We start from the raw sequence: 17,190 nt of genomic DNA, 5'->3' as shown, positions 1-17,190 counted from the left end.
CCAGCGTAGTTGGGCACGGTGGAGCGGGGGCCGGCGCGTTCCGCGGGGTGAGACACGCGAACCCGGCCGCCGGGTGCTTCTTCTCCGGGCCCCTGCGCGCGAAGATGCTGGCCTTCGCGCCGAATGTCCGGAGCGAAGGGTGAGGAGCACGTGATGGGCAAGGGTACGAGCCGCCGGGCGGTCCTCTCGGCCGGCGCCGCCGTGGCGGGCGCCGCCCTGACGGTCGGCTGCGGCGACGGAGAGGGCGGCGGCGAGGCCGACGAGACGCGGCCGACGGCCTCCGAGCCGCCCGCGCCGACCGGAGAGTCCCCTTCCGCCGGGGAATCCCCTTCCGCCGGGCAGACGCCCGGGGGCGGCCGGGCTCTCGCCGGCACCTCCGAGATCCCGGTCGGCGGCGGCAAGATCTTCGACGGTGAGAAGGTCGTGGTGACGCAGCCCGAGGAAGGCATCTTCAAAGCCTTCTCCGCGATCTGCACCCATCAGGGCTGCACGGTCGGCAGCGTCGAGGGCGGCACCATCAACTGCCCCTGCCACGGCAGCAAGTTCCGCGTCGCGGACGCCTCCGTCGCGAGCGGCCCGGCGCGCAGGCCGCTCCCCCCGCGGCAGATCACCGTGGAAAGCGGTTCGATCCGGCTGCCCTGACTGCGGCACAATCCCGGGCATGATCCCGCCCGCCACCCCCGACCCGACGACCGCCGACCCGACGACCGCCGACCCGACGACCGCCGACCGGACGACCGCCGACCGGACGACCGCAGGCGTGCCCGCCGTCCCCGCCTCCTCGGCGCCGACGCCCGAAGAGCTCGTACGCCATCACACCGTGTACTCCTGCGTGATGGGCTCGCGCGCCTTCGGGCTGGCGACGGACGGCAGCGACACCGACCGGCGCGGTGTCTTCCTCGCGCCGACACCGCTGTTCTGGCGCTTCGAGAAGCCGCCGACACACGTCGAGGGGCCGGCGCAGGAGCAGTTCTCCTGGGAGCTGGAACGATTCTGTGAGCTGGCCCTGCGGGCCAACCCGAACATCCTGGAGTGCCTGCACTCCCCCCTCGTGGAGCACGCCGACGCCACCGGCCGCGAGCTGCTCGCCCTGCGCGGCGCGTTCCTCTCCCGCCGGGTCCACCAGACGTTCGCGCGGTACGCGGCCGGTCAGCACAAGAAGCTGATGGCGGACGTACGGCAGCACGGCGCCCCCCGCTGGAAGCACGCCATGCACCTGCTGCGGCTCCTCGGCAGCTGCCGCGATCTGCTGCGTACGGGCGAGCTGGTGACCGACGTCGGCGAGGACCGCGAGCGGCTGCTCGCCGTCAAGCGCGGGGAGGTCGCGTGGCGGGAGGTCGAACGCCGCATGGAGGTTCTCGCGGCGGAGGCGGACGAGGCAGTGGCGAAGAGCCTTCTCCCTGCGGAGCCGGACCGTCCGCGCGTGGAGGACTTCCTGCTGCGTACTCGCCGCGCCTCAGCGCACTGAGACGACGGCGGGCGTGGTCACGGTGCCGCCGAGCCTCGCCCGTACGACGAAGTCGTTCAGCCGCTCGTACCCCGTCGCCTCGGCCGGAAGCCGGGAAGCGGCCTGGGCCTCGTCGAGGACACCGTGCAGGGCCTCGGCGTCGGCGCGCAGGCGCTCCCGGTCCGGCCCGGTGGCCGCGCCGTGCTCCGCCTCCGCCTTCGCCGCGATCAGCTCCTCCAAGTAGGCCGGGGCGTCCACGCGCGTCAGCAGCGTGGGCAGGTGGGCCAGCACCTCGCCGCTGCGCATGAGGTGGATGCCGGTCAGCAGTGCCCGGAAGGTGTAGAGCAGCGGCTTCAACTCGCCGGTCTTCTCGAAGAGCCTCCACTGCGTGCCCGCGAAACCCCGGTAGTGGTGCGCGTGGTGGCTGGTCAGGACGGCGGGCGCCAGCTCCACCAGCTCCGCGTGCGCGTCCGTCGTACGCACGATCAGGGGCGACAGCAACTGCTCCAGCACATAGCCGTTGCGGCGCAGCATCAGCCGTACGAACTTGCGCAGGTCGTGCGTGACCAGGTCCATCTCCACACCGTCGCGCACCCACATGCGCCCGCGCGTCTCCTCGGGCTCGTCCAGGCCGACGAGGTCCGCCGCGGGCAGCAGGTGCGTACCGCGCAGGTCGACGTCGGAGTCGCGGGACGGGAACCCGTAGAGGTGCGCTCCCGAGACGGTCGCGAACAGCAGGGGGTCGGTCTCCTCGGCGAGGACAGGGGAGAGGTCGGTGTCCGGCAGCCCGGCCTCGCGCAGGCGCTTCTCGTACGCGTTCATCGGTCAAGCGTCCCAGAGCGCGCCCAGGGCCAGCAGCTCGGTCCGGTACTCGATGCGCTCGGCCCATTCGGCCGGCCACGCGGCCGCGCCCAGGTGCGCTCCCGCGAACGCTCCCGCGAGGCAGGCGATCGAGTCCGAGTCGCCCTTCGTGCACGCGGCGCGGCGCAGCGCGGTGAGCGGCTCCTCGGGGAAGAGGAGGAAGCACAGCAGCGCGGTCGCGAGGGCCTCCTCCGCGATCCAGCCGTCGCCCGTCGCGAGGCAGGGGTCCGTCTCCGGCGACGGCGTGCGCAGAGCCGCCGTGAGCCGCTCCAGTACGGCCAGGCACTCGTCCCAGCCGCGCGCGATGAAGTCCTCGGGCGACGCGTCGTGGGCGTGCGTCCACAGGTCGCCGAGCCAGCGCTCGTGGTACCGCAGGCGGTTCTCGTACGCGTACGAACGGAGCAGCCCCACCAGGCCGGTGGGCTCCGCTCCCTGCGCGAGCAGACGCACGGCGTGCGCCGTCAGGTCGCTCGCCGCCAGTGCGGTGGGATGGCCGTGGGTGAGCGCCGACTGCAACTGCGCGGCCCCGGCCCGCTGCTCGTCGCTCAGCCCCGGTACGAGCCCGACCGGCGCGACCCGCATGTTGGCCCCGCACCCCTTGGAGCCGAGCTGACTGGCCTGCTGCCACGGCCGGTCGCTGTCGAGCAGCCGGCAGGCGACGAGGCAGGTGTTGCCGGGGGCCCGGTTGTTCTCGGGCGAGTGGTACCAGTCGACGAATTCCTCGCGGACGGGCCGCGCGAGCCTCGGCGGCCCGAGCACCCCGCGATCCATGGCGGTGCGTATGCCGCGCCCCAGGGCGAGCGTCATCTGGGTGTCGTCCGTGACGATCGCGGGCGACGGCAGTGCCATCTCCCGCCACGGACCGCACTTCGCGAGGATCGCGGGTACGTCGTTGAACTCGGTCGGGAAGCCCAACGCGTCGCCCAGTGCGAGCCCGACGAGGGCCCCGGTGGCTGCCTGCTTCATACGGACCGTTCTCCTTCGGATCGTCGTTCGGGGCGCAGAAGTGCGGGATGCAGGGTGGTGGCGGTCCCCGCCCGGTAGAGCGCGGCGGGTTTGCCGCGTCCTCCGGTACGCCGGGGCGCCCCCTCCACCGGCTCCACGAAGCCGGGCGAGGCGAGCACCTTGCGCCGGAAGTTGGGCCGGTCCAGCTCGACGCCCCAGACCGTCTCGTACACCTGCTGGAGCTCGCCCAGGGTGAACTCGGGCGGGCAGAAGGCGGTGGCCAGGCTGGTGTACTCGAGCTTGGCGCGGACGCGCTCCCGCGCGTCCGCGATGATCCGCGCGTGGTCGAAGGCGAGTGCCGGCAAGGCCCCGACGGCCGTCCACTGCGCGTGCGCCGCGTCGCCGCCGCCGCGCGGCTCGGGCAGACCGGGGACGAGCGCGGTGTACGCGACGGAGACGACACGCATCCGCGGGTCGCGGTCGGGATCGCTGTACGTGCGCAGCTGCTCCAGGTGGAGGGCGGCGGCGGACTCCTGCGACAGGCCGGTCTCCTCGGCCAGTTCACGGCGGGCGGCGTCCTCGGCGCACTCGCGGGGCAGTATGAAGCCGCCCGGGAGCGCCCACGCCCCGGCGTACGGGTCCTGGCCGCGCCGGATCAGCAGGACGTGCAGCCCGCCCTCGCGGACGGTGAAGACGGCGAGGTCGACGGTCACGGCGAACGGCTCGAAGGCGTGCGGGTCGTACGGCGTCGCGTCGTTCCCGCTCATCGCTTCTCCGGCAGGGGGTCGGTGAAGCCCCAGTCCTCGGCGAGCAGCGCGTCCACGGCGGCGACGGCGGCCGCGAGCCGTTCCTCGTGCGGTCCGCGCAGGGTGACGAATCGGCGTCCCGTACGGAGGAGTTCCTCGCGGAAGCGACCCGTCATCCAGGGCCGCAGGTGTTCGCCGTCGCGCAGGCCGTCGTCCTCGAAGGGCACGTCCGTGTGGTCGGTGAGGAGCCACAGGTGCTGGCCGCCCCGCGCGGCGACGCGGGCGACGTCGGGGCTGGGGGCGCCGAGGTAGCGCTCGTGCCACACCGTGGTGGCGAAGGCGTCGGTGTCGCAGAACAGCACGGGAGAGCCCTCCCCGGCCGCCGCGTCCTCGGTCTCGCACTGGCGCCGCGCGATCAGCGGGAACTCCTCCGTGCCGAAGACGACGTCCGTCCAGTCGGCGCCGGGCCGCTGTGCGCGCAGCGCGGCGAGCTTGCGCTCGCTGTACTGCCTGCCGTACTCGGGAACGCACTTCGTCCGTTCCCAGACGCCGCCGCGCGCCCGGTAGTGCGCGGTGAGCGCGCGCGCCATGGTCGTCGTCCCGGTCGACTCGGCCCCCAGGACGACGACGCGCCGGGCGAGGGCGGCCCGTACCGGCGCCTCCAGGAAGTGCCAGTGGCGGGCGGGGTCCGCGCGTACGGCCGTTCCCGAGACCGGGAAGGCCGTACGGTCCGGGTCCACGCACACCGCGTCCGCGCCGAAGCGCCGCGCGAGCTCCTCGCCGTACGTCTCCGAGGTGAAGACGGCGTCGACGGCCTCGGGCACGGCGGCCAGGAACACGGCCATGTGCGCGTCCCACACGGCGGGGTCGGTGAGGTCGACCGGGATGTCGTCCACGGCGCCGACGACATCGGCGTCCGGGTGCACCGCCCGCATCCACGCCACCCTTTCGTCGAGCGGCACGGACTCGACGGACGAGGCGCACACGAGAACGGTGAGCCGTTCGCAGCGTTCCCGTGCGGTGCGCACGAGGTGGTGGTGTCCCGCGTGCGGCGGATAGAACTTCCCGAGCACGAGGCCGTGCTTGTACGCGGTCATACGGCGGCCCGCACAACGGGCTGTTCCCGGGAAGCACCGCTTCGCCGCCAGTTGAGCAGCCCGAGAACGCACAGGGCCATGAAACCGACGTACAGCAGGGAGGTCAGGTACAGCTCCTTGTGCGCGTACAGCGGGACGTACACGATGTCGGCCGCGATCCACAGCCACCACGATTCGAGGCGCTTCCTGCACTGCCCGTACGTCGCCATGAGGGACAGCGCGGTCGTCAGGGCGTCCCAGAAGGGAACGGTCGAATCGGTGGCGCGGTCCAGGAGCAGGGTGAGGGCCAGGGTCCCCACCGCCCCCGCCGCCAGCAGCCAGGTCCACTCGGTGCGGCTCGTGCGCCGTACCGGGAGGGACGAGGAGCCTGGTCCACCCCCGTGGGTCCAGGTCCACCAGCCGTAGGCGGCGAGGGAGATGAAGACGACCTGCAGGCCGGCGTCGGCGTACAGGCCCGCCTGGGTGAAGAGGAGGACGAAGAAGAGGTTGTTGGCGATGCCGATCGGCCAGTTCGCGAGGTGCTGCCGGGCGACGAGCCAGACGCAGAGCGCGCCACTGCCGAACCCGAGAACCTCTGTCCAGCTCACCGGGGTGTCCAGGACGGTCACCAGCGGCTGCTGCAACGGCCCGAGTATGTCCGCGAGACTCACGCCCGCCTCCTTTATAGTCAGGATGACCATAAAGGGGTGAGGGGCCGTTCCACAAGCGGCAGAAAGCCCCGGCGGGTTCCTGTACGTACAGGAACCCGCCGGGGCTTAAAGACGGAGGGAGGAGCCGGTTACAGGCCGACTTCCTTCATCAGCATGCCGACCTCGGTGTTGGTCAGGCGGCGCAGCCAGCCGGACTTCTGGTCGCCCAGCGGGATCGGCCCGAAGGACGTCCGCACGAGCCGCTCGACCGGGAAGCCGGCCTCGGCCAGCATGCGGCGGACGATGTGCTTGCGGCCCTCGTGGAGGGTCACCTCGACCAGGTAGTTCTTGCCGGTGTTCTCGACGACGCGGAAGTGGTCGGCGCGGGCGTACCCGTCCTCCAGCGCGATGCCGTCCTTGAGCCGCTTGCCCAGGTCGCGCGGGAGCGGTCCCTGGATGGCGGCGAGGTAGGTCTTCTTCACGCCGTACTTGGGGTGGGTCAGACGGTGGGCCAGCTCGCCGTGGTTGGTGAGCAGGATGATGCCCTCGGTCTCCGTGTCCAGCCGGCCCACGTGGAAGAGACGCGTCTCACGGTTGTTGACGTAGTCGTTCAGGTTCTGGCGGCCGTCGGGGTCGCCCATGGTGGCGACGACACCGGCCGGCTTGTTGAGCGCGAAGAAGAGGTGCGACTGGGTGGCGACCGTCAGGCCGTCGACCTTGACCTCGTCCTTGTGCACGTCGACCCGGCGGCCCTGCTCGGTCACGATCTCGCCGTTGACCTCGACCCGGGCCTGCTCGATCAGCTCCTCGCAGGCACGCCGCGAACCCATGCCCGCGCGGGCGAGGACCTTCTGCAGGCGCTCGCCCTCCTGCTCGGCTCCGGGGAACGTCTTGGGCGTCTTCACCTGGGGCTTGCTGTGCCGCTCCCGCACGCGCTCCTCGAGCTTGGCGTCGAGCTCGCGCGGACGGGACGGAGCGCTCTGCGGGCCGCGGCGCAGCCCGGGCGTGCGGAAGCCGCCCTGCGGGGCCTTCGGGCCGCCCTTGGCGCCACCGCGCGCGGACGCGCCGCGGCTGCCGGTACCCGCGGAACCGCCGGCGCCACTGCCACCACGACCGGCGCCCGCGCCACCACTGCCACCACGACCGGCGCCCGCACCACCACGACCGGCGCCCGCGCCACCACTGCCGCCGCGGCCGGCACCACTGCCGCCGCGGCCCGCCCCGCCGCCCTCCCGGGCGCCGGGGGCATCACGGCCGACGTCGTAACGGCGCTCCTCGGGACGGGGGCGGTCCGGGCGGTCCGAACGCTTCTGCTTGTCGTCGCGCCCCTTGCCCGCGCCCCGCTGATTCCGGTCGTTGCCGCTTCCGCTGTTCCTGCCGCTGCTGCTTCGCATCAAAATTCCGTCTTGTCGTCTGCGTCTGTGTCCGGGGCGTCCGGATCGAACGACGGCACACCCTCTAGCGTCTCAGCCTCGATCGCGTCCGCCTCCGGGAGGAATGGCGCGAGCTCCGGAAGCTCGTCCAGGCCACGCAGGCCCATCCGCTCCAGAAAGTAGTTCGTCGTCCTGTACAGGATCGCACCTGTTTCGGGTTCCGTGCCCGCCTCCCCTACCAGCCCGCGCTGGAGGAGGGTCCGCATGACGCCGTCGCAGTTCACGCCCCGCACGGCCGAGACCCGTGACCGGCTCACCGGCTGCCGGTACGCGACGACCGCGAGCGTCTCCAGGGCGGCCTGGGTGAGCCGGGCCTGCTGTCCGTCCAGAACGAAGCTCTCGACCGCCGCCGCGTACGCGGGGCGCGTGTAGAAGCGCCACCCTCCGGCGACCAGCCTGAGCTCGAACCCGCGGCCCTGTACGGCGTACTCGTCGGCCAGCTCGCGCAACGCGTCCGCGACGGCTCTGCGGGGCCGCTGGAGCACCTTCGCGAGGTGTTCCTCGGTGGCGGGCTCGTCGACGACCATGAGGACCGCCTCCAGGGCGGGCTTGAGGCCGAGTTCCGCGACCCCCGCGGGCTCGCTCACGATGTCTCCTCCACCACTTGATCGAATTCGTCCGTCACGACGGGCCGCGCCGCCTCGCCACCGGTCCATCGCACCATGAGCTCCCCGAGGGCCTCCTCCTGGTCCAGGACGACGGCCTTCTCCCGGTAGAGCTCCAGCAGCGCGAGGAAGCGGGCCACCACGGTGAGGGTGTCGGCCGCGTCCTCGGTGAGCACCTGGAACGTCACCTCCCCCCGCTCCCGCAGCCGCGCGACGACCACCTCGGCCTGTTCCCGCACGGACACGAGTGGCGCGTGGATGTGGTCGACGTACACCTGCGGCTCCGCCCGGGGCTGCATGGCCTTCACGGCGAGCTTCGCGAAGCCGTCCGGGCCGATGCTGATGACGACCTCGGGGAGCAGCGCGGCGTGGTGCGGTTCCAGTCCGACGGTACGCGGGTACCGGCGGGCCTCCGCGTCGAGCCGCTCGCTGAGGATGTCCGCGATCCGCTTGTACGCGCGGTACTGGAGCAGCCGGGCGAAGAGCAGGTCCCGGGCCTCCAGCAGCGCGAGATCGGCCTCGTCCTCCACCTCGGCGGCGGGCAGCAGCCGCGCGGCCTTGAGGTCGAGGAGCGTGGCGGCCACGACGAGGAACTCGGTGGTCTGGTCGAGGTCCCAGTCGGGCCCCATGGCGCGGATGTGCGCCATGAACTCGTCGGTGACCTTGGAGAGGGCGACCTCGGTGACGTCGAGCTTGTGCTTCGAGATGAGCTGGAGCAGCAGGTCGAACGGCCCTTCGAAGTTCACCAGCCGAACGGTGAACCGCCCGTCCCCCGGAGCGTCGTCCCGGCGGTCCGGCGACCCACCCGCGGCTTCCGGCGGTGGCGCGGGGGTCGGCTCGGGCTCAGGGGTCGGCTCAGGCGCGGGGGGCGGCTCAGGCGCGGGGGGTGGCTCGCCCGCCCCGGCCTCCGGCACGCTCTCCGGTTCCGGCGTCGGCCCGGCGGCGCCCGGCCCGCCCGCCCCGTCGGCCGGCTGCGGCGCCCCCGGCCCGCGCCCCAGGCGGCGGCGGGGGGCGGGGGCGGAGTCGTCGGGGCGCGGTGGCATGGCGGTGGTCCAGGGTGCGGGAACGAGGGCAGGGGCAGCAGCGCAGGCTACCCCCGGTCCGCTCAGCGTCCGCGCAGGCGCCGTACGAGAATGCTCGCGTCGCCGCGCGACTCCAGGTCGGCGAGTACGACGGCGACCGCCTCCCGCACGATCCGGCCCCGGTCGACGGCGAGCCCGTGCTCTCCGCGCAGCACCAGCCGCGCGTGCTCCAGGTCCATCAGTTCCTCGGCCGAGACGTAGACCGTGATCTTCTCGTCGTGGCGTTCGCGTCCGCTCGGACGGCGATTCGCCCCGCGCCCGCCCCTGCGGCGCGGCTGGGCCCCCGCGGCGGGACCCGCAGGACGCTGCTGGGCGGCCTGCGGGGAGGGCGGCTGCCCTTCGGGCGCCCGGCGGGCCTTGGCGGCGGCAGCGGCCGCCTGGTCGCCCTCCACGGCCCGGTTGCGATGCCCGCCGGCCTCCGCGCCGGCGGCGGCGTGCTCCGCGCCCTCGCGGCCGCCGGGCTGACCCGCGCCCGGCGCGCCCTCGGACGGCTCGGCCGCCGCGCCGGGGTCGCTCTCGGTCGCCGGTCCCGGCACCCGTGCCTCGCCGTTGACGGGCGGGCGCCGAGGGGAGGAGGACTGGAGCGCCGTTCCCCCGGTCGTGCGGAACAGCTCGTCGGCCCCCGGCAGACTCACTCGGCGTGACACCGGGCGAGCACCTCCCTGGCGAGCTGGCGATAAGCGGCCGCACCGACCGAGTTGGAGGCGTACGTCGTGATCGGCTCACCGGCGACCGTGGTCTCCGGGAAGCGGACGGTACGTCCGATCACCGTGTGGTAGACGTGCTCGTCGAAGGCCTCCACGACGCGCGCCAGCACCTCACGGCTGTGCACCGTGCGGGAGTCGTACATCGTGGCGAGGATGCCGTCGAGCTCCAGGTCGGGGTTGAGCCGCTCCTGGACCTTCTCGATCGTCTCGGTCAGCAGGGCCACACCGCGCAGCGCGAAGAACTCGCACTCCAGCGGCACGATCACCTTGTGAGCGGCCGTCAGGGCGTTCACGGTGAGCAGGCCGAGCGACGGCTGACAGTCGATCACGATGTAGTCGTAGTCGGCCATCAGCGGCTTGAGCGCGCGCTGAAGTGTCGACTCGCGCGCGACCTCGCTGACCAGCTGGACCTCGGCCGCCGACAAGTCGATATTGCTCGGCAGCAGGTCCATGTTGGGGACCGCGGTCTTCAGGAGGACCTCGTCGGCCGACATGCCCCGCTCCATGAGCAGGTTGTAGACCGTCAGGTCGAGTTCCATCGGGTTCACGCCGAGACCGACCGACAGGGCTCCCTGCGGGTCGAAGTCGACGAGCAGGACCCGTCGTCCGTACTCCGCGAGCGCCGCACCCAGGTTGATGGTCGACGTCGTCTTGCCGACGCCGCCCTTCTGGTTGCACATGGCGATGATCTTCGCGGGGCCGTGATCGGTGAGCGGGCCCGGGATAGGGAAGTACGGCAGCGGCCGTCCGGTCGGGCCGATCCGCTCGCGGCGCTGGCGGGCAGCGTCGGGTGCGAGGGTGGCCGCGTACTCGGGGTCGGGCTCGTACTCGGCATCGGGATCGTAGAAGTGCCCCTCGGGCACCTCGTCGAAGTCGGCGAAACGGGTGGTGGACTTGTCCCCACTCTGGTCGCCGGCCATGGCGTTCACGTGTAGGCCGTCCATGCTCTGGTGGGCTGTCGTCATGTGCTGATGAGTGGCGAAGGTGCGGACAGCGACGGAGCCGACAGCCTGGAGCCCCGATGGGCCCTGGCCCCGTGCAGGCATTCCTGGTTGACCACCCCCGGGAGTAAATGTCGACTCATTCACAAGTCGTCTTACCTCCTTGGACGTGACCAGGAAACTTATCGATAGGTCAGCGTGGCACCATGCCGACGGTTGGCGACTCTATGGCGTGTCACCGGTCCGCAGCAACACAATCGGCCGGACGCGGCCCGATGTGTCGGCAATGGAACACCCCTGTGTCAAGGGTGCGCGGACGCGAAAGAGGGGCGCTGACCGCGCGTTTCGAGGGGTCGCGAAACGGTTAAAGGGTTACGTTCACGGCGAGTTGAACACGTGCGCCCCAGCGGTCGCAAACGCGTCCGGCCGGACCCTGGTCGACAAGGTCCGGCCGGTTGCGTGAGGTTGACGACTTTCGTTGACGCGTCAGCCGAGCAGCGTGCTCAGTTCGACGTGCGGCAGCGCGTGGGCCTCGGCCACCTCGCGGTAAACGACCTGGCCGTCGTGGGTGTTGAGGCCCTTGGCCAGGGCGGCGTCGCGGCGCAGCGCCTCGACCCAGCCGCGGTTCGCGAGCTCGACGATGTAGGGCAGCGTGGCGTTCGTCAGCGCGTACGTCGAGGTGTTCGGGACGGCGCCCGGCATGTTCGCGACGCAGTAGAAGACCGAATTGTGAACGTTGAACGTCGGCTCGGCGTGCGTCGTCGCGTGCGAGTCCTCGAAGCAGCCGCCCTGGTCGATCGCAATGTCGACAAGAACACTTCCGGGCTTCATCTTGGCGACGAGCTCGTTGGTGACGAGCTTCGGGGCCTTGGCGCCGGGGATCAGGACCGCGCCGATGACCAGGTCGGCCTCGACGACGGCCTTCTCCAGCTCGAAGGCGTTGGAGACGATCGTCTTGACCTTGGTGCCGAAGACCTTGTCGGCCTCGCGCAGCTTGTTGATGTCACGGTCGAGCAGGGTCACGTGGAAGCCCATGCCGACGGCGATCTGCGTGGCGTTCCAGCCGGAGACGCCACCGCCGATGACGACGGCCTCGCCGGCCGACGTGCCCGGGACGCCGCCCGGCAGCACACCGCGGCCGCCGACCGAGCGCATCAGGTGGTACGCGCCGACCTGCGGGGCCAGCCGGCCCGCGACCTCGGACATCGGGGCGAGCAGCGGCAGGGCGCGGTTCGCGGTCTCGACCGTCTCGTAGGCGATCGCGGTGGTGCCGGACGCCAGCAGCGCGTCCGTGCACTCGCGGGAGGCGGCGAGGTGGAGGTAGGTGAAGAGGGTCTGGTCCTTGCGGAGGCGGTGGTACTCCTCGGCAATGGGCTCCTTGACCTTCAGCAGCAGGTCAGCGGTGGCCCAGACCTCGTCGGCGGTCGCCAGGATCTGCGCACCGGCGGCGACGTACTCACCGTCCGTGATCGAAGATCCGACGCCGGCGTTCTGCTCGACGAAGACCTGGTGGCCGTGGCGCACCAGCTCGTGCACACCGGCGGGGGTGATGGCCACCCGGAACTCGTTGTTCTTGACCTCGCGGGGGATGCCGACCTTCACGTCGATCACGGTCCTTGGCTCAGGGGGAAAAGTGGGTCATTGCCATACATACCCAGGTACGCACGGCACACCCGGGCAACACCGCAGCATGACGCGGCAGAGCCAGTCTAATGAAGGATTTCCCGCTGTCTAGCCTTACAAAGCATCAATCTCTCGCCGAAGTACTGCGGATTTCGTAGGCAGAACCCTCGTCTCCCAGCAGTCTTTCCGCAGCGCTCCTGTGCAGCCGGGCCGCCGCCGGGTCCCCCAGCCGGTCGAGCGTGTCCGCGAGCCGCAACTCCAGGGCCGCGTGCAGCCGTACGTCTTCGGCCCGCCGCGCCCACTCCACGGCTTCGCGGCAGGTGCGCAGCGATTCCTCGGGCCGTCCCGCGTACTCCTGGACCCGGGCCACTTCGCTCAACGCCCTTGCGTGGCCGGGCAGATCACCGGCCTTGCGGTGTCCTGCGGCCGAGGCCCGCCAGTTGCGCAGCGCCTCGCCGTAGCGGCCCGCGTAGGTGTGGACGGCCCCGAGCCGCCCGTACAGCCGTGCCGCGTCCGCGCGTTCCCCCCGGGTCAGCCGCTGTTCCAGCGCCCGGCCGTACCAGTCGGAGGCACGCTGCCAGTCCCCGAGTTCCTGGTACGTACCGCCTACGGATTCCATCGCACGGCCTGTCGCGTACGGGTCACCCGCCGCCCGCCCGGCGTCCAGCGCGGCCCGGTAGCGCGTCAGCGCCTCCTGCGTACGCCCGGTCCGCGCGTCCAGATCCGCGAGGTTCAGCAGCGCGGCGGCCTTCTCGCGGTGCAGACCGCACCGCTCGGCGACGTCGAGTACGAGCCGGTGCAGCCCGTACAGCTCGGGAGCCGCCGCTTCGGTGCCCCGGTGGGCCGCGAGCGCCCGTACCAGCGCGGCCACCAGCCGCCTCGCCAGGGTGTCGAGCTCTCCGTCCTCGACGGCCATCCGGGCCGAGGCGAGGAGGGCCGGCTGCCGGATCCGCAGCCATTCGGCGGCGGCCGGGACGTTGGGGAAGCGCAGCGCGCGCGGCAGTCCGGCGAGCTTCTTCCGGGCCGGCGAGCCGTCGGGTTCGGTGATCGCCCGGCACGACTGGAGCCGGCGCACGGTCCGCTCCAGCATCCTGGCCCGGGCCAGCTGCACCTCGGCGGGACGGTCGCGGTCCTCCATCAGCGCCTTCAGCAGCGGCGCGAGGCAGCCGGGGACCTCGTACTGCCTGCCGTCCACCCGGTGCAGCAGGCCGAGCGCGGCGAAGTCGTCCAGTGCCGTCTGGGCCCCGGAGACGGAGCAGCCCGCCAGCGCGGACGCGATGTGCGCGTCCACGACGCCGGCCGGTGCGAGGGACAGCAGCCGCAGCATCCTGGCCGAAGGCTGCGGAAGCGACTCGTACACGAACCGGAACGTGCGGGCGAGCGGCCGCGCGCCGGTGGGCTGGCCCGGGTCGACGGGCATGTCGTGCAGCCGCTTCGTCACATCGGCGACCGACGCCTTGGGGCTGGCGGCGAGCCAGCCGCCGATCAGCGTGAGCGCGGCGGGCTGTCCCCCGCACTCCTCGGCGAGCGAGTCGGCGGCGGTCGGATCGACGGTGATCCGCACCGCGCCCGTGAAGCGGCCGAGCAGTTCGACGGCGGAGCCGGTGTCCAGGCCGCCGATGGTGCAGGGCCGCACGCCGGGGATACCGGTGAGCGGGCCCCGGGCCGTGGCCACGACCAGGCAGTCCGGGTTGTCCGGCAGGAGCGGATCGACCTGCTCGGCGTCGGCGGCGTCGTCGAGGAGCAGCAGGACACGCCGGTGCGCGAGTGCCGCGCGGACCAGCTCGGACAACTCGTCGTCACCGGCCCCCGGCGGGACCGGGACGTCGAGCTCGTCGAGCAGGGCGCGGGCGGTCCGCTCGGTGGGGACGCGCTCGCCGCCCGGGTCCGTCAGCCGGGCACGGAGTGTGCCGTCGGGGTAGTCGCCGGCGAGGTTCGCCGCCAGTGCGGCGGCGAGGGCCGTGCGCCCCGAACCCGGGCGGCCGGCGATCAGCAGCACGCGCGCCCTGGGAGCCCTGCGGCCGGCGAGGGTGTCGAGTCCGGTCCGCTCGATGTCATCCCGCAGCTCTTTCAGCTCGCGCACTCTGCCGAAGAACTCGCCCGTCGTCCGCCCTGCCGCGGAACCCGCCGCCATGCCGCTGGTGTCCACCGCCTGATCCGTCACGGGCCACGCTCCCGTCCGCCTGCGCACAAGCCCGCCGCGACTGCGGTCGGGAACTTCGAGCGTAGTTCACGCTCTGCTACGAACCGTGCGGAGCGCGGCGGGTGGATCACCCGATCGGATCAGCGGATTTTCAGATGACCGTCACTCTCGGGTGGTGATCGTCACGCCTCGAAGGGGCGGGCGGGCCACGGCGCGTCGGCGGGGCGCAGGGCCTCTACGCCGTCGCCCGTGAGCGCGGCGCTCAGTGCCAGCACGCCGACGGCCAGGCAGGTGTTGTGCAGTTCTCCGGCGAGCACGCCCCGCACGAGGTCCCGCAGGGGGACCCGGGCGAGTTCCATGTCCGCCTCCTCCTCCTCGACCTCGAAGCGCTCGCCCTCGACGTCGGAGAGATCGCGTGCGAAGAAGATCCGTACGGCCTCGTCGCAGCCGCCCGGCGTCGGGTAGACGTCGGTCAGCACGTGCCACTCCTCGGCCTTGACGTGCGCCTCTTCGTACAGCTCGCGCTGGGCGGCGCTCAGCGGGTTCTCACCGGGCACGTCGAGCAGCCCGGCCGGGATCTCCCAGAGGCGGTGCCGCACGGGGTGCCGGTACTGGCGGATGACCAGGACACGGTCGTTCTCGTCGAGGGCCAGGACGGCCACGGAGCCGGGGTGCACCTGGTAGTCACGGCGGACGACGTTCCCGTCGGGCATGACCACGTCGTCCGTGCGGACACTCGTCTTGTTGCCCGTGAAGGGGACCGCGGTCGCGGTGACCTGCCACTCCTCGGGGGTGTCCTTGATGGCCATGAAAGCGTCCTCCCAGAGCGGAAAGCAGAAAACCGGGGTACCGGCCCAGAAGGCCCGTACCCCGGCAACCGTATCTCCTGCGCCTACTGGGCGGCCGGGCCGGTCTTGGCCGCGGCCTGCTGCCGTTCGACGGCGGCCTTCACCAGGCCCGCGAAGAGCGGGTGGGGGCGGGTCGGGCGGGAGCGGAGCTCGGGGTGCGCCTGGGTGGCGACCAGGTAGGGGTGCACCTCGCGCGGGTACTCGACGTACTCGACGAGCTTGTTGTCGGGGGACGTGCCGGAGAAGACGATGCCCGCCTTCTTCTCCAGCTCCGCGCGGTAGGCGTTGTTCACCTCGTAGCGGTGGCGGTGGCGCTCGTCGACGTAGGGCTGGTCGCCGTAGACCTCACGGACGATCGAGCCCTCGGCGAGCTTGGCGGGGTACAGGCCCAGGCGCATGGTGCCGCCCAGGTCGCCGGCGCCTTCGACGTACGCGAGCTGCTCCTCCATGGTGGAGATCACCGGGTGGGAGGTGGCCGCGTCGAACTCGGTGGAGTTGGCGTCCTCGATGCCGGCCAGGTTCCGCGCGGCCTCGACGACGATGCACTGCAGGCCCAGGCACAGGCCCAGCAGCGGGATCTTGTTCTCGCGGGCGTACTGGATGGCGCCGACCTTGCCGTTGACGCCGCGCTCGCCGAAACCGCCCGGGATCACGATCGCGTCCACGTCGCCCAGTTGCGCGGCGGCGCCCGCCTGCGTCCTGCAGTCGTCGGAGGTGACCCACTTGACCTTGACGCGGGCCTTGTTGGCGAAGCCGCCGGCGCGCATGGCCTCGGTCACCGACAGGTAGGCGTCGGGCAGGTCGATGTACTTGCCGACCAGCGCGACCGTGACCTCGTGGTCGGGGTTGTGGACGCGGTCCAGCAGGTCCTCCCACTGGGTCCAGTTCACGTCGCGGAACGGCAGGTCCAGCTTGCGGACGACGTACGCGTCCAGGCCCTCGGTGTGGAGCACCTTCGGGATGTCGTAGATCGACTTGGCGTCGATCGCGGCGACCACCGCGCCCTCGTCGACGTCGCACATCAGCGAGATCTTGCGCTTGATGGACAGCGGCACGTCGCGGTCGGCGCGCAGCACGATGGCGTCCGGCTGGATACCGATGCTGCGCAGCGCCGAGACCGAGTGCTGCGTCGGCTTGGTCTTCAGCTCACCGGACGGGCCGATGTAGGGGAGCAGCGAGATGTGCACGACGAAGACGTTGTCGCGGCCGACCTCGTGGCGGACCTGGCGGACCGTCTCCAGGAACGGCAGCGACTCGATGTCGCCGACCGTGCCGCCGACCTCGGTGATGACGACGTCGACGTCGTCGGTCGCCATGCGCCGGATGCGGTGCTTGATCTCGTTGGTGATGTGCGGGATGACCTGCACCGTGTCACCGAGGTACTCGCCGCGCCGCTCCTTGGCGATGACCTGCGAGTAGACCTGGCCGGTGGTGACGTTGGCCGAGCCGTCGAGGTCGACGTCGAGGAAGCGCTCGTAGTGCCCGATGTCCAGGTCGGTCTCGGCGCCGTCGTTGGTGACGAACACCTCGCCGTGCTGGAAGGGGTTCATCGTGCCGGGGTCGACGTTCAGGTACGGGTCGAGCTTTTGCATCGTGACCCGCAGGCCCCGCGCCTTGAGCAGCGCACCCAGGCTGGAGGCCGTCAGGCCCTTACCGAGGGAGGAGGCGACACCCCCGGTGACGAAGATGTGCTTGGTCGTCATGGATTTGGGCGGCATCGCCAAGAGGGGGCTCCCGTGGTCGCGAAGTGAGGTGCGTACCGGCCGCCGGCCCGGAATCCGGGTGGCGCCGTCGCTGCGGTTTCGGGGCGCCTGATCGTCACAGACTGGCCACCGGTCCACGGGGTACCAGCCTATCAGCGACGGAAGGAGGCCGCTTCCGGCCACGCGCCGCGACGCGGGCCGTACAGGCGGCTACCGGCCACCTGCCGCTCACCCCGAGTCCCCACACAACTCACCCGTAGCTCGGCCGTTCGGCAGACTCGTGTTGCCGGTACCGTCGCGCAGAGCACTTGGCTGCGACGTATCCTGCTCGGATACATCGCTGCGAGCCGGCCGGCGAAGGCACCATCCCCGCCCGCTCC

Annotated in this window: 16 protein-coding genes; 2 read left to right on the top strand and 14 right to left on the bottom strand. The window is 71.8% G+C overall.

Going from position 1 to position 17,190, the window contains the following annotated elements; translation table 11 throughout:
• The first annotated feature begins 153 nt into the window (after window positions 1-153).
• A complete protein-coding gene (locus IE185_RS04780; protein ID WP_189714692.1) occupies window positions 154-642 on the top strand; it encodes a Rieske (2Fe-2S) protein in 489 nt (162 codons plus the stop codon).
• A 19-nt stretch (window positions 643-661) separates the two neighbouring features.
• Window positions 662-1,468 carry a nucleotidyltransferase domain-containing protein gene (locus IE185_RS04775; RefSeq protein ID WP_189714690.1) on the top strand — a complete coding sequence of 269 codons (807 nt, stop codon included), beginning with the start codon at window positions 662-664 and terminating at the stop codon, window positions 1,466-1,468.
• Here IE185_RS04775 and IE185_RS04770 read toward each other — a convergent pair.
• The 14 genes from IE185_RS04770 to pyrG form a co-directional block, all read right to left on the bottom strand.
• On the bottom strand, window positions 1,457-2,269 hold the full coding sequence (locus IE185_RS04770; RefSeq protein ID WP_138897378.1) for a nucleotidyltransferase domain-containing protein: 813 nt from the start codon (window positions 2,267-2,269) through the stop codon (window positions 1,457-1,459). The genes IE185_RS04775 and IE185_RS04770 overlap by 12 nt on opposite strands.
• A 3-nt stretch (window positions 2,270-2,272) precedes the next feature.
• The gene (locus IE185_RS04765; protein ID WP_138897377.1) at window positions 2,273-3,274 is read right to left on the bottom strand and encodes an ADP-ribosylglycohydrolase family protein; all 1,002 of its coding nucleotides are present in this window, start codon (window positions 3,272-3,274) and stop codon (window positions 2,273-2,275) included.
• The gene (locus IE185_RS04760; RefSeq protein ID WP_138897376.1) at window positions 3,271-4,020 is read right to left on the bottom strand and encodes an NUDIX hydrolase; all 750 of its coding nucleotides are present in this window, start codon (window positions 4,018-4,020) and stop codon (window positions 3,271-3,273) included. The genes IE185_RS04765 and IE185_RS04760 overlap by 4 nt, the downstream gene beginning before the upstream one ends.
• On the bottom strand, window positions 4,017-5,096 hold the full coding sequence (locus IE185_RS04755; protein ID WP_138897375.1) for an AAA family ATPase: 1,080 nt from the start codon (window positions 5,094-5,096) through the stop codon (window positions 4,017-4,019). Before IE185_RS04755 ends, IE185_RS04760 begins: the two co-directional genes overlap by 4 nt.
• On the bottom strand, window positions 5,093-5,746 hold the full coding sequence (gene pnuC, locus IE185_RS04750) for a nicotinamide riboside transporter PnuC (protein WP_138897374.1): 654 nt from the start codon (window positions 5,744-5,746) through the stop codon (window positions 5,093-5,095). The genes IE185_RS04755 and pnuC overlap by 4 nt, the downstream gene beginning before the upstream one ends.
• 128 nt (window positions 5,747-5,874) lie before the next feature.
• Complete coding sequence (locus IE185_RS04745; protein WP_138897373.1) at window positions 5,875-7,119, bottom strand: pseudouridine synthase; 1,245 nt, start codon at window positions 7,117-7,119, stop codon at window positions 5,875-5,877.
• A complete protein-coding gene (gene scpB / locus IE185_RS04740) occupies window positions 7,119-7,814 on the bottom strand; it encodes an SMC-Scp complex subunit ScpB (RefSeq protein ID WP_373303688.1) in 696 nt (231 codons plus the stop codon). The genes IE185_RS04745 and scpB overlap by 1 nt, the downstream gene beginning before the upstream one ends.
• Window positions 7,742-8,806, bottom strand: coding sequence for a segregation and condensation protein A (locus IE185_RS04735; protein ID WP_189714688.1), 1,065 nt, complete (start codon window positions 8,804-8,806; stop codon window positions 7,742-7,744). Before IE185_RS04735 ends, scpB begins: the two co-directional genes overlap by 73 nt.
• A 62-nt stretch (window positions 8,807-8,868) precedes the next feature.
• Window positions 8,869-9,492 (bottom strand): hypothetical protein, encoded by a 624-nt coding sequence (locus IE185_RS04730; protein ID WP_189714686.1) that lies wholly within the window; start codon window positions 9,490-9,492, stop codon window positions 8,869-8,871.
• Window positions 9,477-10,598, bottom strand: a complete 1,122-nt coding sequence (locus tag IE185_RS04725) for a ParA family protein (RefSeq protein WP_069935438.1) — start codon at window positions 10,596-10,598, stop codon at window positions 9,477-9,479. Before IE185_RS04725 ends, IE185_RS04730 begins: the two co-directional genes overlap by 16 nt.
• A 381-nt stretch (window positions 10,599-10,979) precedes the next feature.
• The gene (ald, locus tag IE185_RS04720; protein WP_138897839.1) at window positions 10,980-12,095 is read right to left on the bottom strand and encodes an alanine dehydrogenase; all 1,116 of its coding nucleotides are present in this window, start codon (window positions 12,093-12,095) and stop codon (window positions 10,980-10,982) included.
• A gap of 145 nt (window positions 12,096-12,240) precedes the next feature.
• Window positions 12,241-14,280, bottom strand: coding sequence for a tetratricopeptide repeat protein (locus tag IE185_RS04715; RefSeq protein WP_138897836.1), 2,040 nt, complete (start codon window positions 14,278-14,280; stop codon window positions 12,241-12,243).
• Between the two features lie 161 nt (window positions 14,281-14,441).
• Window positions 14,442-15,068 carry an NUDIX domain-containing protein gene (locus tag IE185_RS04710; protein WP_138897837.1) on the bottom strand — a complete coding sequence of 209 codons (627 nt, stop codon included), beginning with the start codon at window positions 15,066-15,068 and terminating at the stop codon, window positions 14,442-14,444.
• Window positions 15,069-15,151: 83 nt separating this feature from the next.
• A complete protein-coding gene (gene pyrG / locus IE185_RS04705) occupies window positions 15,152-16,825 on the bottom strand; it encodes a CTP synthase (RefSeq protein WP_189714684.1) in 1,674 nt (557 codons plus the stop codon).
• Window positions 16,826-17,190 lie beyond the last annotated feature (365 nt).

The organism is Streptomyces chryseus, assembly GCF_014650755.1.
GTDB lineage: Bacteria > Actinomycetota > Actinomycetes > Streptomycetales > Streptomycetaceae > Streptomyces > Streptomyces chryseus.
This window is presented reverse-complemented; position numbering and strand designations above follow the sequence as displayed.

What these genes read in the sequence shown, in the direction of transcription:
- IE185_RS04770 (WP_138897378.1), bottom strand. Translation starts at nt 2,269, where the DNA reads ATGAACGCGTACGAGAAGCGCCTGCGCGAGGCCGGGCTGCCGGACACC.
- IE185_RS04760 (WP_138897376.1), bottom strand. Translation starts at nt 4,020, where the DNA reads ATGAGCGGGAACGACGCGACGCCGTACGACCCGCACGCCTTCGAGCCG.
- IE185_RS04725 (WP_069935438.1), bottom strand. Translation starts at nt 10,598, where the DNA reads ATGCCTGCACGGGGCCAGGGCCCATCGGGGCTCCAGGCTGTCGGCTCC.
- IE185_RS04710 (WP_138897837.1), bottom strand. Translation starts at nt 15,068, where the DNA reads ATGGCCATCAAGGACACCCCCGAGGAGTGGCAGGTCACCGCGACCGCG.
- IE185_RS04735 (WP_189714688.1), bottom strand. Translation starts at nt 8,806, where the DNA reads ATGCCACCGCGCCCCGACGACTCCGCCCCCGCCCCCCGCCGCCGCCTG.
- IE185_RS04745 (WP_138897373.1), bottom strand. Translation starts at nt 7,119, where the DNA reads ATGCGAAGCAGCAGCGGCAGGAACAGCGGAAGCGGCAACGACCGGAAT.
- IE185_RS04765 (WP_138897377.1), bottom strand. Translation starts at nt 3,274, where the DNA reads ATGAAGCAGGCAGCCACCGGGGCCCTCGTCGGGCTCGCACTGGGCGAC.
- IE185_RS04780 (WP_189714692.1), top strand. Translation starts at nt 154, where the DNA reads ATGGGCAAGGGTACGAGCCGCCGGGCGGTCCTCTCGGCCGGCGCCGCC.
- scpB (WP_373303688.1), bottom strand. Translation starts at nt 7,814, where the DNA reads ATGGACCGGTGGCGAGGCGGCGCGGCCCGTCGTGACGGACGAATTCGA.
- pyrG (WP_189714684.1), bottom strand. Translation starts at nt 16,825, where the DNA reads ATGCCGCCCAAATCCATGACGACCAAGCACATCTTCGTCACCGGGGGT.
- IE185_RS04775 (WP_189714690.1), top strand. Translation starts at nt 662, where the DNA reads ATGATCCCGCCCGCCACCCCCGACCCGACGACCGCCGACCCGACGACC.
- IE185_RS04755 (WP_138897375.1), bottom strand. Translation starts at nt 5,096, where the DNA reads ATGACCGCGTACAAGCACGGCCTCGTGCTCGGGAAGTTCTATCCGCCG.